The following is a 15,203-nucleotide window of genomic DNA, read 5'->3' as shown; positions in this document are numbered from 1 at the left end:
TTTGCCTGGCGGCGTCCTACTCTCGCAGGGGCAATGCCCCAACTACCATGGGCGCTGGAAAGCTTAACTGCTGTGTTCGGCATGGGAACAGGTGTGACCTTTCCGCTATTGCCACCAGACCTTAATTTTAAAGGATGTACCTTCAAAACTAGATAAGAGGGTGGAGACATCTAAAGGTGTTTTCATGTTTGTGTAGTCCAGCTACGGCTCCTAACAGCTAGTGTATAGTTCATCCATCACCAGGACTCCAAAAGCAGAGTCCTTTGTGCTGGCTGATCTATCCATACGCTGTTGGACAGTCGCCTTCACTTTCTTTTTATAGTTAAGTCCTCGATCGATTAGTATCCGTCAGCTGCACGTGTCACCACGCTTCCACCTCGGACCTATCAACCTCATCGTCTCTGAGGGATCTTACTCATTTAAAATGATGGGAAGTCTCATCTAGAGGGGGGCTTCATGCTTAGATGCTTTCAGCACTTATCCCTTCCACACGTAGCTACCCAGCTATGCTCCTGGCGGAACAACTGGTACACCAGCGGTGTGTCCATCCCGGTCCTCTCGTACTAAGGACAGCTCCTCTCAAACTTCCAACGCCCACGACGGATAGGGACCGAACTGTCTCACGACGTTCTGAACCCAGCTCGCGTACCGCTTTAATGGGCGAACAGCCCAACCCTTGGGACCGACTACAGCCCCAGGATGCGATGAGCCGACATCGAGGTGCCAAACCTCCCCGTCGATGTGGACTCTTGGGGGAGATAAGCCTGTTATCCCCGGGGTAGCTTTTATCCGTTGAGCGACGGCCCTTCCATACGGCACCGCCGGATCACTAAGCCCGACTTTCGTCCCTGCTCGACTTGTAGGTCTCGCAGTCAAGCTCCCTTCTGCCTTTACACTCTGCGAATGATTTCCAACCATTCTGAGGGAACCTTTGGGCGCCTCCGTTACTCTTTAGGAGGCGACCGCCCCAGTCAAACTGCCCACCTGACACTGTCTCCGGACCGGATCACGGTCCTGGGTTAGAATGTCCGTACAGCCAGGGTGGTATCCCACCGACGCCTCCACCGAAGCTAGCGCTCCGGCTTCTAAGGCTCCCACCTATCCTGTACAAGCTGTACCAACATGCAATATCAGGCTACAGTAAAGCTCCACGGGGTCTTTCCGTCCTGTCGCGGGTAATGCGCATCTTCACGCATAGTATAATTTCACCGGGTCTCTCGTTGAGACAGTGCCCAAGTCGTTGCACCTTTCGTGCGGGTCGGAACTTACCCGACAAGGAATTTCGCTACCTTAGGACCGTTATAGTTACGGCCGCCGTTTACTGGGGCTTCGGTTCAACGCTTCGCCTTGCGGCTAACGCGTCCCCTTAACCTTCCAGCACCGGGCAGGTGTCAGCCCCTATACTTCGCCTTACGGCTTCGCAGAGACCTGTGTTTTTGCTAAACAGTCGCTTGGGCCTTTTCACTGCGGCTTCTCGCAAAAGAAGCACCCCTTCTCCCGAAGTTACGGGGTCATTTTGCCGAGTTCCTTAACGAGAGTTCTCCCGCTCACCTTAGGATTCTCTCCTCGCCTACCTGTGTCGGTTTGCGGTACGGGCACCTCTTTCCTCACTAGAGGCTTTTCTTGGCAGTATGAAATCCGGAGCTTCGGTACTTATGTTCCCTCCCCGTCACAGCTTGAGATTGTTGGACGGATTTGCCTATTCCAACTCTCTTACTGCTTGGACGCACATTTCCAATCGTGCGCTCTCCTTATCCTCCTGCGTCCCCCCGTCGTTCAAACGGAAAGGAGGTGGTACAGGAATATCCACCTGTTGTCCATCGCCTACGCCTTTCGGCCTCGGCTTAGGTCCCGACTAACCCTGAGCGGACGAGCCTTCCTCAGGAAACCTTAGGCTTTCGGTGAAAGAGATTCTCACTCTTTTTTCGCTACTCATACCGGCATTCTCACTTCTAAGCGCTCCACCAGTCCTCACGGTCTGACTTCGCTGCACTTAGAACGCTCTCCTACCATTGTTCGCAAGAACAATCCGCAGCTTCGGTGATACGTTTAGCCCCGGTATATTTTCGGCGCAGAGTCACTCGACCAGTGAGCTATTACGCACTCTTTAAATGATGGCTGCTTCTAAGCCAACATCCTGGTTGTCTAAGCAACTCCACATCCTTTTCCACTTAACGTATACTTTGGGACCTTAGCTGGCGGTCTGGGCTGTTTCCCTTTCGACTATGAACCTTATCACCCATAGTCTGACTCCCAAGATCGAGTAGCTGGCATTCGGAGTTTGACTGAATTCGGTAACCCGATGAGGGCCCCTAGTCCAATCAGTGCTCTACCTCCAGTACTCAACTCTTGAGGCTAGCCCTAAAGCTATTTCGGAGAGAACCAGCTATCTCCGTGTTCGATTGGCATTTCACCCCTACCCACACCTCATCCCCGCGTTTTTCAACACGCGTGGGTTCGGGCCTCCAGTCAGTGTTACCTGACCTTCACCCTGGACATGGGTAGATCACACGGTTTCGGGTCTACGACCAACTACTACAGGCGCCCTGTTCAGACTCGCTTTCGCTGCGGCTCCGTCTATGCGACTTAACCTTGCAGGTGATCGTAACTCGCCGGTTCATTCTACAAAAGGCACGCCGTTACCCATTAACGGGCTTCGACTACTTGTAGGCACACGGTTTCAGGTTCTATTTCACTCCCCTCCCGGGGTGCTTTTCACCTTTCCCTCACGGTACTGGTTCACTATCGGTCACTAGGGAGTATTTAGCCTTGGGAGATGGTCCTCCCGGATTCCGACGGAATTCCTCGTGTTCCGCCGTACTCAGGATCCACTCCGGAGGAAACGGCTTTTCAACTACAGGGCTCTTACCTTCTTCGGCTGATCGTTCCAGATCGATTCGTTTAAACCATTTCTTGGTAACTCCGATGGAGTGTCCTACAACCCCAGAAAGCAAGCTTTCTGGTTTGGGCTGTTTCCGTTTCGCTCGCCGCTACTTGGGAAATCGCATTTGCTTTCTCTTCCTCCGGGTACTGAGATGTTTCAGTTCCCCGGGTCTGCCTCGGTTATCCTATGAATTCAGATAACCGTACTGCTCCATTACGAACAGTGGGTTCCCCCATTCGGAAATTCCCGGANCCATGCAGAGAAAAGTGTTATCCGGTATTAGCCCCGGTTTCCCGGGGTTATCCCAGTCTTACAGGCAGGTTGCCCACGTGTTACTCACCCGTCCGCCGCTCGTTCCACAAGCGCACACCCCGAAGGGTGATTGCTTGCTTCCCGCGCTCGACTTGCATGTATTAGGCACGCCGCCAGCGTTCGTCCTGAGCCAAGATCAAACTCTCCATAAAATGTGAGCTTGCTTGCTCGAAAACTTGACTAGCATTTCTTGCTTGACATAATGATTGTTTTGTTCAGTTTTCAAAGATCAAATTTCGTTGTTGTCGTTTTGACAGCGACTTTACTATTATAACATTTAACGAAATGCCTGTCAACAACTTTTTAAATTGTTTAATTGCCGTTTTTTTGGCGACTCAATTAATATATCATACTATCAAAATAAAAGTCAATATTTTTTCAAAGAAGTTATTTTTGCATCTGTATTCTCCCTCTGTTCTTGCGAGGGATTTATAATATACCATGTATAATGGAGGAACACAACACAACTGAAGTATGTAAAATCTTCCAAAACAAATGGCAATTCTATATTCTTATAATCCTGAAACCTCACAAGCATTCCTTCGTAGAAAATCTATACCTAATGAAGGGGGAAATTTAATGGATGGATTAACAATACACGACTTGACTGTCAGCATTAAAGACAATGTCATCCTGGATAATATATCTTTCTACATAGAGCCAGGTTCCATTCATGCACTAGTCGGTCATAATGGAGCAGGAAAATCGACAGTTATGAAAACAGTCATGGGATGGCAAGAAAAGCAAAGCGGCAGAATCTCCATCGGTTCTGCTGACCAAGATAAGGACTTTCTTATTTTCAAACAGAACCTCTCCTACATACCGGAAGAACCGTTTCTGTTGTCAGAACTTACGGCAATGCAGCATTTTCAACTATACGGTCAAAGTTATCAAATGCGAGAAGAAGAACTGAACAGCCGGGTTTCTTATTACATAGAACAATTTGAGATTAGCGACAAACTTCACGAATACCCTGAATCCCTCTCAAAGGGAATGAGACAAAAAGTGCAAACGATCTGTGCCCTTTTACCAGACACTTCCTTATTGTTAATCGATGAACCTTTTATGGGGCTTGATATTCATGCTTCAGATTTTCTTCAAGAAGTACTTATAGAAAAAGCCAAAAACGGAACTTCGATTTTGCTTACCTCGCATCAATTAGAACGCACTAAACAGCTGGCAAATCAATTCATCATGCTAAAACAGGGAAGAATCGAAAATCAGGGAGAGATCTCCAATTTTGAAGAATTGGCAAGGAGATTCGCCCCATGAGCCAAAATCCTTCCACATTGTCTGCGTACAGGTTTATAAAGAAAAGCAGATTTCAAAAAAAGAAGAAACTGTATAAGATGGCCCTGGGTGTAAGTTTCGATGTAGTTATTTGCGTTTATCTTGGAGCTTTTCTAGTATTGGGGGGATTTATTGCATATGACGCCCTTCAACAGTACCAAAATCTATTTGTGACAGCAGAACAGTTTCTCTCAAGCAATTATCTGCTCATAGTTCTTGCAATGATTGTCCGATCCTTGTTTCAATCCATCACCAAACCAGGCGTATTGTTTACAAGTGCCGAATTGAAGCTAAGCTCTCTTCCATATTCACGGGAGTATTTATGGTTATATTGTTTATTGGAAAAAGAGCTAAGCTTCATCTTTGCAGGATCAGTTGTTGCCATTATCGCTTGGCTGTTAACACCACTCTCTGCCATGTTCTTATTTACAACACTATCACTTGTGATCTTATTGCGGTTTGTACTTGCAATTCCACAATGGATTCTCTTTCAAATGAAAATGTGGCACAAATTAGTAGTTATCTACCTGGCAGCCGCCATATGTGCGGGGGGCCGTTTTATGATTTCCCTAATAACCAATCAGATCACAGGGCTGTATTTATTTTTTGGAATCCTTCTGATCATTAATCTTCTCCTGTGGAATAGGGCGTTCAAACAAGTTGACTGGATGAGAGTCATTCAAACAAACGACCTTTTAATATGGAACATGTTTTTCATTAATAAGATGTCCAAAATGGAAATAAAACCAGAAAAAAGAAATGGTTGGGCACAACAATTATTTCAAAGGAAGAAATACAGAAAACCCTTCGACTACCGCAAGAGAACCGTCATCTATAAGCGACTGTGGAGAAGATCGCTTTGGGAAGGAAAAGAACTGGTATTACAGACCATTGGCAGCATTTTAGTGTTGCTTGTCATGCTAAGCTTTCATGGCCCATGGGTACTCGGTGTTGCTGTTACTCTGGCTGTGTTCTTATATGGAAAAATGTCTGCAAGCTTTTTCGCCGCTGGTTTTGGAGAAAAATTGGTCCATAGTCTGCCATGGGATTTACATTCATGGAAAAGATCATTTCTTAGCTGGGCATACCTTGCGGGAATCTTCCTTCTAATTGTATTGTCTATTGTTTTATTACTTGTCAATCCGTCCATCTGGGTTCCTTTTCAGATCATCCTATATATTTGTGTAACCGACGCCTATCTTCAAGAACAATTGGAAAATCGAATGGCTCTGCTATCCAAGACACCGAGGAATTTGCCCATCTATGAAGAGCTCTTTCCATTCGCATGGTTCTGTTTGCTCTTCCTTAGCATTCCTTATCCGATTGTCTCGGTTGTTTCGATATTATTTTTCCTGAAGAAGACACGAAAAAAGCAAACAAAAGCCCCTATCCTCAGTCAAGGATAGGGGCTCTACCTACCATAAGATGATTTTCTACCTTGATACGATAATGTTCACAATACCGCCATGGATTTGTTTCTAATTTGTGAAACAGTGAACAAAGTTCTTTTTTAGAATTATATTCATGATAAGATATAAGTGTAGTAAGACAAAGGATCCTTTTAAGAAACAACATGTGAAATATTGAGCAATATTATACTACTATTAGAGGAGATGAGTAACATGTTTGTAGAATTTTTAAGAAAGAATAACATTGTTGCAGGTGTATTGGCGGTCATCCGGATTTATCTAGGGTATGCCTGGCTAACAGCAGGCTGGCATAAACTAGCTGATGGATTTGACGCCACCGGTTTCCTTCAAGGTGCTGTAGCAAGTGCCACTGGTGATCATCCAGCAGTCCAAGGATGGTGGGCAGCATTTTTAGAAACAGTTGCTATCCCAAACGCTGGGTTGTTCAGTTTCCTTGTTGCATGGGGCGAGATTCTTGTCGGTATCGCACTTATACTAGGGATCTTCACTAATTTCGCAGCATTCATGGGTATTACCATGAACTTCGCCTTCCTGTTCAGTGGTACAGTAAGTACAAACGCACAAATGGTTCTATTAACAGCATTCCTTTTGGTAGCAGGATTTAATGCAGGCAAATATGGTTTAGACAGATGGGTGATTCCTTTCTTAAAAGCACACAATCCTAAACGCCATCGCAAAACGAAGGAAATTGCTGCAGTATAAGAAAGGTCTTGAAACCGGCAATCGATTGATTGCCGGTTTCTTTTTCCCCCTGGGATAATCAGTCCTCCCAGTCTGTTCCGAAATAACCCAAACTGCTAAATAATCGAGTCCAAACTTCATTTTTCTGCAAAGCAATAGGTACCCATTTGGTGTATGCCCAATTCTTTGAAAGAATAACGCCCCACTTCCTTCACTGCTTTTGAATTTTCTGGTCTGAAGATGCATGTGAAGTTAACCGTATAAATAGGTACAAACTGAAAATTCAGTGTGCCCCTTTCCTTAAACGTTGACGCGCAGTCCTAGTTGAAGCCTTTACTGGCTCTTGGCCAAAAGCCTTAGCAAGTCCGAAAGTTGGCATATTGCCATAAAAACATTCAAAATTACTTTCCGTAACATTATACATTTCATGGTAGATTCCCACTGCATCGTTGTTTCCCACTTTTAGATTAAAATTTTTCCAGGCCTTTAAATGTTGAGCGTTCCTAGCATATGTTAATAAATCTTGTTCTGATTTCCAGTATTGAACCATTAACGTGGTACGAAAGCTGAAAAAGTTTTCTAAAGACAAACACCCTAAGTCCTTGTTTACATAAAGTTCTTTTATCATGGGAGGCATAGCGATCAATACCGGCAGCCACTTATGGACGGCCCACCATTTATTGATTCGCATACCAATAATAAATACCGTAAAATCCTGTTCTTGCTCAACGGTAAACTTCCCCGGAAACACCTGCACTCCCATCCCCATTCCTCCTTGAAGATTATTTAGTTAACTTTTCTTTTGCACTTTCACACCAATCGATAGCTGCGTTTGTCGTTAACAAGCCATAATCCAAAGTCATAATCCAATAAACCGCGTCTTCTCCATCACTTAAACGGGATTCAATCATTTCTTTTATTCCTTTATAAGTGTTATAGCGCTGTTCGAGTTTCTCTTTATGATTATCAAGAAGTTCCAAAGTCCTTACTTTGCCTTGATGACGGCTGAAAAATAATTTTAGAAGCGTTTCGTTCTTCTCTGTTGGAAGTTCTAATACTGGCATTTGGAGCCAGTCCTGCAAAAGTTGGATTCCGGCGGAAGTTATTTGGTATTCTTTTTTATCGGGTCTAGCCTCTTGTTCCGTAATCCGCACTGAAGCATATCCCTCCTCCACCAAGGATTTCAATGTTGGATAGATTTGACCGTAACTGATTTTCCAAAAGTGGCTCAAACTATTATCAATCATTTGTTTAATGGAATAACCAGTATTGCAGCCCGTAGTAAGAAGACCCAAAATGGCATATCGGGTATGATTATCTTTTTTCAATTTTCTTCACCTGTATCTTTTTGATATATATCTTAATGATATAATACTATTGACTGAAATATGTGTAAAGATATTTCCTGATAAAAACAAAAAAATAAACGTGTCCACACAACACGTTTATCCTTACCCTACCAAAAAAAGAAACGAGAAAAAACAATAAATAGACCGATTACTTCCAGAATGATTCCGGCTATGCAGCAAACAATCCCGGCAGAAGCAAACCCTTTTCCTCCCTCGTTCGTCTGTTCTATTTCATTCAATGCCTTTCTATAATAAATGATGCCCGCAATTCCAAATGCCAATCCAATGAAAGGAATGACAATACAAAGGATACCAAGTATTAAGGCGATCACCGCGTTACTGTTTGTTTTCATCGTGCCGATCAGCACTCCTCCCGGGAACCCATTTTAATACCATTATATAAAAATTGATGGAATAATATTTACGATTCAATTCTCTTTTAATAAGGTGAAGCATTATAGAGGAATTAAATGAAAGGAAAAATCATAGGACTCTTTATTCTTTGTGAATTTTAAGTTAAAACCAATTCCGCTAACGAAAGAAAATCGCAGATATCATTATTATTCCTAATATTACGAGCCTACAACCTTCCAGCCTAAACCACCCAATAAATCAGAAAGATTGCTCCCGTGCACACTACATGAAGGATTATTTAACTCCTTTTGTCTCAGCCTTTCTCTTCTTTCTTCCGGTATTTCTCTGTTTTTTGCAATTCCCCCCTCCTATCAGTTCAATTATATACTTTTCTAAAACTGAACCGATTGGTTAACACTTGAATTTTCTTTTCATTACAAAGAAGGGCATGTGATGTCACATGCCCTTCTTCTGAACTATAACCTATAACCCTAATACGCTGAGAACATAGCCGCCAGCAACTCCCAAAATAACGATCATCCATGCTGGCACTTTCCAAATATTCAATAATGCAAACAGAATTACAGCCAAAGCAAAATCTGAAGCATCAAAGATGGAGCTGCTGATCACAGGATCATAAAACGCCGCAAGCAAGATACCAACAACACTCGCATTGACCCCCATCAAGATGCCCTGGAAGGCCGAGCGTTTTCGTAGTTCATTTAAGAATGGAAGAGCAGCAACGATAAGCAGAAACGATGGCAAGAATATTCCCGCAGTCGCCACGACTGCACCAATCACTCCTTCCATCATCGTACCTAGATAGCTGGAAAAAGTGAATAAAGGTCCCGGTACTGCTTGCGCCATCCCATACCCGGCCAGAAACTCATCCGGTGTTAGTAAGCCTTGAGGAACAACTTCCCTTTCGATCATTGGCAGGACTACATGCCCGCCACCAAAGACTAAGGAACCAACCCGGAAAAACATATCAAAAATGCTAAGCAGTGGGTTGTCGGCTGCCTTCGCGAGAATAGGCAGAACGACAAGCAGGGTTACCAGTGTTACAAGAGACAAGACACCTGCCTTCTTGGAAATATTAATGGAGAATGGTTCCACTTTGGATTCCGCTCTATCTTTAAACATTTTCAAGCCGAATAGACCTGCGGCAAGGATAATCAAAATCTGCATCCATGCTGAAGGGTACAACAACATAATGGAAGCAGCAATAATTGCTACAGCGATTCTTGATTTGTCTGGGGTCAGCTTCCTTCCCAGCCCAATTAAGGCATGCAGTACAACAGCTGCAGCAACTATTTTAAGACTATGAATAAATCCGGCATCTCCCAGTGAGAATGTTTGGTATAACATCGCAAACACAACCAACACTATGATTGATGGCACCGTAAATCCAAACCAGGACACGATTCCTCCCAATAGCCCTCCACGAAGCATACCGATTGAAATACCCACCTGACTGCTGGCAGGTCCGGGCAGGAACTGACACAATGCAATAATATCTGCATAAGTTTTCTCCGTAAGCCATTTCCGTCGGTCGATATATTCATCTTTGAAATACGCCAGATGCGCTACTGGACCACCAAAGGAAGTCAAACCCAATTTGGTGGAAGCAACCAAAATTTCAAGTAATGACTGCCATCGTTTTTTATTTTCTTTTGCCACAAACTCACCCGCCTTTACTTTATCTCTTTGAAAAGTTCATAGGCTTTGGCACGGGCCTCTTGCAGGACAGCATCTCCCTTGGAAGTTATTCGATAATATTTTCTTATTTTTCCCCCTACCTTCACATCTTCTTTCTCCAATAATTCATCCTTTTCCATATTGTGAAGGATCGGATAGAGGGTGCCTGCACTTATATCGTATCCATGCTCATGCAATTCCTCCAGCATCCATGCTCCGTAAATGGCTTCTTCCTTCGCATGATGCAATACATGAATTTGAATAAAGCCTAAAAACAATTTTCGCAATACTTTGTTGTCCAAAAGTATTCCTCCTTTCCGATATCGAATGACAATATCGGAATTCGATATCGATTCTACAAGTTAATGATTATATTAGCAAGGCTATTTTACCGAATTTACAATTTCTTAATAAAATTTACATATGTGTAATCGTTATGATGTAATTCTTTTTCTTCTCTGCAAGGGTTGAGAATAAAGACCTATAATAATTCATTTATCTATAGGCTTTTTTAAATTTATTAACAAAAAATCCCCGAGAAGAAACATCTTCTCGGGGATTTCATTTTGCCTGGCGGCGTCCTACTCTCGCAGGGGCAATGCCCCAACTACCATGGGCGCTGGAAAGCTTAACTGCTGTGTTCGGCATGGGAACAGGTGTGACCTTTCCGCTATTGCCACCAGACCTTAATTTTAAAGGATGTACCTTCAAAACTAGATAAGAGGGTGGAGACATCTAAAGGTGTTTTCATGTTTGTGCAGTCCAGTTACGGCTCCTAACAGCTAGTGTATAGTTCATCCATCACCAGGACTCCAAAAGCAGAGTCCTTTGTGCTGGCTGATCTATCCATACGCTGTTGGACAGTCGCCTTCACTTTCTTTTTATAGTTAAGTCCTCGATCGATTAGTATCCGTCAGCTGCACGTGTCACCACGCTTCCACCTCGGACCTATCAACCTCATCGTCTCTGAGGGATCTTACTCATTTAAAATGATGGGAAGTCTCATCTAGAGGGGGGCTTCATGCTTAGATGCTTTCAGCACTTATCCCTTCCACACGTAGCTACCCAGCTATGCTCCTGGCGGAACAACTGGTACACCAGCGGTGTGTCCATCCCGGTCCTCTCGTACTAAGGACAGCTCCTCTCAAACTTCCAACGCCCACGACGGATAGGGACCGAACTGTCTCACGACGTTCTGAACCCAGCTCGCGTACCGCTTTAATGGGCGAACAGCCCAACCCTTGGGACCGACTACAGCCCCAGGATGCGATGAGCCGACATCGAGGTGCCAAACCTCCCCGTCGATGTGGACTCTTGGGGGAGATAAGCCTGTTATCCCCGGGGTAGCTTTTATCCGTTGAGCGACGGCCCTTCCATACGGCACCGCCGGATCACTAAGCCCGACTTTCGTCCCTGCTCGACTTGTAGGTCTCGCAGTCAAGCTCCCTTCTGCCTTTACACTCTGCGAATGATTTCCAACCATTCTGAGGGAACCTTTGGGCGCCTCCGTTACTCTTTAGGAGGCGACCGCCCCAGTCAAACTGCCCACCTGACACTGTCTCCGGACCGGATCACGGTCCTGGGTTAGAATGTCCGTACAGCCAGGGTGGTATCCCACCGACGCCTCCACCGAAGCTAGCGCTCCGGCTTCTAAGGCTCCCACCTATCCTGTACAAGCTGTACCAACATGCAATATCAGGCTACAGTAAAGCTCCACGGGGTCTTTCCGTCCTGTCGCGGGTAATGCGCATCTTCACGCATAGTATAATTTCACCGGGTCTCTCGTTGAGACAGTGCCCAAGTCGTTGCACCTTTCGTGCGGGTCGGAACTTACCCGACAAGGAATTTCGCTACCTTAGGACCGTTATAGTTACGGCCGCCGTTTACTGGGGCTTCGGTTCAACGCTTCGCCTTGCGGCTAACGCGTCCCCTTAACCTTCCAGCACCGGGCAGGTGTCAGCCCCTATACTTCGCCTTACGGCTTCGCAGAGACCTGTGTTTTTGCTAAACAGTCGCTTGGGCCTTTTCACTGCGGCTTCTCGCAAAAGAAGCACCCCTTCTCCCGAAGTTACGGGGTCATTTTGCCGAGTTCCTTAACGAGAGTTCTCCCGCTCACCTTAGGATTCTCTCCTCGCCTACNCCATGCAGAGAAAAGTGTTATCCGGTATTAGCCCCGGTTTCCCGGGGTTATCCCAGTCTTACAGGCAGGTTGCCCACGTGTTACTCACCCGTCCGCCGCTCGTTCCACAAGCGCACACCCCGAAGGGTGATTGCTTGCTTCCCGCGCTCGACTTGCATGTATTAGGCACGCCGCCAGCGTTCGTCCTGAGCCAAGATCAAACTCTCCATAAAATGTGAGCTTGCTTGCTCGAAAACTTGACTAGCATTTCTTGCTTGACATAATGATTGTTTTGTTCAGTTTTCAAAGATCAAATTTTCGTTGTTGTCGTTTTGACAGCGACTTTACTATCATAACATTTACCGAAATGCCTGTCAACAACTTTTTTGTTTTGTTTAAGCGCCGTTTTTTTGGCGACCAAAACAATGTAACATTTTCTTTCTGACCGAGTCAACATTTTTTTATTGACTGTTTGTTTTTAACGCCGCCGTTTGAAGCAACTCAAATAATATACCATGCATATAAACCAAATGCAACACTTTATGCCGAAAAAGTTTTAAAAAGAACTTTGTCCTTCCATATTGTTAGTTAAGCGAGTTCAACATCATTTGATTTCATCCTTTTTTGTCACGGGTGATACTGATATATTCCTAAATCAATCTTACTTCCAGACAAGCATACGCCTTCCATTTCCAGCAGAATTTTTTGTTCCTCATGTGATCCTTCCTCTTTTATAGCAACTTCGCCCTTGGCGTTGACAACCCGGTGCCATGGAAGGTTATGCTTTCCACTCATTGAATGAAGAATTCGAGCCACTTGCCTTGCAGACCGGGGGCTTCCGGCCAATGCGGCGATTTGACCATATGTCATCACTGATCCCTCTGGTATTATCTTAATAATATTGATCACGGTATTGGTGAACGGCTTCATGAACTGAACTCCCTAATCATCTAAGTAATAGTAGTTGTATTATATCAAAGAGCAGGAACAGACCGAAACCAAATCATCTAATAGCCTTTGACATTACTAAGCGTATCATGTTGCTTCCCTTCAGACTTTTGGATTACTGACATACTTCCATCAGTTTCAAGAATCACCGCTTCCACTTTATCCAGGGAATCTATTCCCTGTGAACGGACAGACTGAAGTATTTCTATTCTTTGAATGCGTTCCTTTTTCATCGCTCCTCTAAAATAGCGTCCATCCAAAAACAACAGCTTAGGTTCGGATTTAATCAACTTGTTAACAAATCCAATTCTTATGGAAGTCCAGGCAAAGATAAATTGCAATGAAATCAATGTCGCCAGAGCTGTGATTCCTTCCGCTAACGAAACATTCTTATTAAGTAAGATTGTTGCCAAGGTCGAACCTATCGCGACGGTGATAACCAAGTCAAAAGCATTCAGCTTGGTCAGTGTCCTCTTTCCAGAAATACGAAGCAGAATAATCAAAGCTATATATGCAAGCAATCCAATCAATGCTACCCTTCCAATATTGTTCCAATCAACTGCAAACATACTGAACACCTCCTAAGTCAGCAGGATTTTTTTAATGCTTAATATCCCCTTTCCACACATCTACCTATATATAAACCATAAGCAAGAAGCTTAGAAAGTAAGCGCACAGGGTAATAACAAACATACTGGCAAATAAACTAAAGATTGGGATGAAGAGGAATGGATCTTATCGAAGAACTAGTTGCACAAATATCTGACTTTTTATGGACTTACTTGCTGTCGGTCCTGTTAATCTTCACAGGCCTGTTTCTGACAATCAGGCTTAAATTTTTTCAATTCCGCTTTTTCGGACATGTGCTGAAAAACACGGTAGGAAAAATCTTTAAAAAGAACAAACAAAAAGGGTCGATCACCCCTTTCCAAGCGTTCACTTCAGCTCTTGCCTCTACAGCAGGTGCCACAAATATTGTGGGTGTTCCTGTTGCAATTTCGTTCGGTGGCCCCGGAGCACTATTCTGGATGTGGGTGGTTGCGTTAATTGGAATGGCAACAAAATACGCAGAAATCGCCCTCGGATTGAAATACCGCGAACAGAACAAAGAAGGAGAATGGGTCGGCGGCCCCCAATACTATATAAAGAAGGCTCTTGGCTGGAACAAAGTTGCTGCCATGTTCGCTTTCTTCCTCATGATTGAAGCCATACCGAGTACAATGGTTCAATCCAACTCCATCTCGACACAAGTTGAGGGAGCTTTCGGATGGCCGACGTGGTTGACGGGAGGAGTCATCACAATTCTGGTAGCCCTGATTGTTTTCGGGGGAATTAAACGGATCGGAAAAATAACAGATAAATTAATACCAGGAATGATACTCATATATATATCGATTGCCCTTATCGTAATTTTTGCACATATCGATCAACTTCCACATGTGTTCGGGTTGATATTCACACACGCCTTCACACCTATTTCAGCTGCAGGCGGGTTTGCCGGGGCAATGATAGCCGATGCGTTGAGATGGGGAATAGCTAGAGGCTTATACTCCAACGAGGCCGGTGTGGGTACTGCTCCGATTGCCCACGCAGCTGCGCAGACCGATCATCCAACCAAACAGGCAATGTGGGGAATCTTCAGTGTTTTTGTAGACACCATTATTATATGCACTATTTCCGGATTGACTGTATTGGTGACTGGCGCATGGCAGGATGTAGGACCCGATAATGCCTCCAATATGATTAATGTCGCCCTTTCCACAGTGTTTGGCGATTACTTCGGAGGACTGTTCATCACAATATTCCTTTTGTTCTTTGTGCTTACAACTACTGGTGTTCTCGTCTTTTATGGAGAGAAGCAAGCGGAGTATTTGTTTAATTTAAAGGTTTCAAAAGGGATGAGAATCGTCTATATTATCGCTATCTATGTAGGCGCGATTGGCGGTTTGCAATTCGTATGGCAATTTTTGGATCTGACGCTCGCTTTCGTAGTTTTGGCCAATATATTCCCGTTATTGTTCTTGAACAAAGAAGTAAAAGCTATTACGGAGGATTACATCGAGCGCATCTATAAAGGCAAAGGCGGGAAACCGTCCATTGAGCTTTTTGTCCACAAAAAATAGGAAAAGAGTCAGCCT

Annotated in this window: 12 protein-coding genes, 3 rRNA genes and 1 other annotated feature; of the genes, 4 read left to right on the top strand and 11 right to left on the bottom strand. The window is 44.4% G+C overall.

Features of this window, described 5'->3' with window-relative positions; genetic code table 11:
* Positions 1–3: 3 nt before the first annotated feature.
* Positions 4–119, bottom strand: a 5S ribosomal RNA gene (gene rrf / locus CZ434_RS18535).
* A gap of 199 nt (positions 120–318) precedes the next feature.
* Positions 319–3,226 (bottom strand): 23S ribosomal RNA (locus CZ434_RS18530).
* 549 nt (positions 3,227–3,775) lie between these two features.
* Between CZ434_RS18530 and CZ434_RS18525 the strand changes: the two genes are divergently transcribed.
* The 3 genes from CZ434_RS18525 to CZ434_RS18515 all read left to right on the top strand — a co-directional run bounded on the left by CZ434_RS18525 (position 3,776) and on the right by CZ434_RS18515 (position 6,618).
* Positions 3,776–4,468 carry an ABC transporter ATP-binding protein gene (locus CZ434_RS18525; RefSeq protein ID WP_077624487.1) on the top strand — a complete coding sequence of 231 codons (693 nt, stop codon included), beginning with the start codon at positions 3,776–3,778 and terminating at the stop codon, positions 4,466–4,468.
* The gene (locus tag CZ434_RS18520) at positions 4,465–5,892 is read left to right on the top strand and encodes a hypothetical protein (RefSeq protein ID WP_077624486.1); all 1,428 of its coding nucleotides are present in this window, start codon (positions 4,465–4,467) and stop codon (positions 5,890–5,892) included. The genes CZ434_RS18525 and CZ434_RS18520 overlap by 4 nt, the downstream gene beginning before the upstream one ends.
* A 216-nt stretch (positions 5,893–6,108) precedes the next feature.
* On the top strand, positions 6,109–6,618 hold the full coding sequence (locus CZ434_RS18515) for a DoxX family protein (RefSeq protein WP_077624485.1): 510 nt from the start codon (positions 6,109–6,111) through the stop codon (positions 6,616–6,618).
* 262 nt (positions 6,619–6,880) lie between these two features.
* Here CZ434_RS18515 and CZ434_RS18510 read toward each other — a convergent pair whose 3' ends face one another.
* From CZ434_RS18510 to CZ434_RS18475, 9 genes are all read right to left on the bottom strand, one after another.
* Entirely contained in the window at positions 6,881–7,360 is a 480-nt protein-coding gene (locus tag CZ434_RS18510; RefSeq protein ID WP_077624484.1) for a DUF4188 domain-containing protein, read from the bottom strand.
* 19 nt (positions 7,361–7,379) lie between these two features.
* Complete coding sequence (locus CZ434_RS18505; protein WP_077624483.1) at positions 7,380–7,925, bottom strand: PadR family transcriptional regulator; 546 nt, start codon at positions 7,923–7,925, stop codon at positions 7,380–7,382.
* Between the two features lie 128 nt (positions 7,926–8,053).
* Positions 8,054–8,299, bottom strand: coding sequence for a DUF4190 domain-containing protein (locus CZ434_RS18500; RefSeq protein WP_077624482.1), 246 nt, complete (start codon positions 8,297–8,299; stop codon positions 8,054–8,056).
* A 219-nt stretch (positions 8,300–8,518) separates the two neighbouring features.
* Complete coding sequence (locus CZ434_RS22750; protein WP_425442101.1) at positions 8,519–8,641, bottom strand: DUF6366 family protein; 123 nt, start codon at positions 8,639–8,641, stop codon at positions 8,519–8,521.
* A gap of 142 nt (positions 8,642–8,783) precedes the next feature.
* Complete coding sequence (chrA, locus tag CZ434_RS18495; RefSeq protein ID WP_077624481.1) at positions 8,784–9,980, bottom strand: chromate efflux transporter; 1,197 nt, start codon at positions 9,978–9,980, stop codon at positions 8,784–8,786.
* Positions 9,981–9,994: 14 nt separating this feature from the next.
* On the bottom strand, positions 9,995–10,300 hold the full coding sequence (locus CZ434_RS18490; RefSeq protein WP_077624480.1) for a PadR family transcriptional regulator: 306 nt from the start codon (positions 10,298–10,300) through the stop codon (positions 9,995–9,997).
* Between the two features lie 266 nt (positions 10,301–10,566).
* A 5S ribosomal RNA gene (rrf, locus tag CZ434_RS18485) occupies positions 10,567–10,682 on the bottom strand.
* A 199-nt stretch (positions 10,683–10,881) separates the two neighbouring features.
* Positions 10,882–12,380, bottom strand: a sequence feature (most likely nonfunctional fraction of RNA operon).
* A 364-nt stretch (positions 12,381–12,744) separates the two neighbouring features.
* Positions 12,745–13,047, bottom strand: coding sequence for an MGMT family protein (locus CZ434_RS18480; protein ID WP_077624479.1), 303 nt, complete (start codon positions 13,045–13,047; stop codon positions 12,745–12,747).
* 77 nt (positions 13,048–13,124) lie between these two features.
* Positions 13,125–13,634, bottom strand: a complete 510-nt coding sequence (locus CZ434_RS18475; RefSeq protein ID WP_077624478.1) for a DUF421 domain-containing protein — start codon at positions 13,632–13,634, stop codon at positions 13,125–13,127.
* A gap of 159 nt (positions 13,635–13,793) precedes the next feature.
* On the opposite strand from CZ434_RS18475, the gene CZ434_RS18470 reads away from it, so the two are divergent.
* Positions 13,794–15,188, top strand: a complete 1,395-nt coding sequence (locus tag CZ434_RS18470; RefSeq protein WP_077624477.1) for an alanine/glycine:cation symporter family protein — start codon at positions 13,794–13,796, stop codon at positions 15,186–15,188.
* Positions 15,189–15,203: the final 15 nt, after the last annotated feature.

This window comes from Sediminibacillus massiliensis (genome assembly GCF_900156915.1).
Taxonomy (GTDB): domain Bacteria; phylum Bacillota; class Bacilli; order Bacillales; family Amphibacillaceae; genus Sediminibacillus_A; species Sediminibacillus_A massiliensis.
This window is presented reverse-complemented; position numbering and strand designations above follow the sequence as displayed.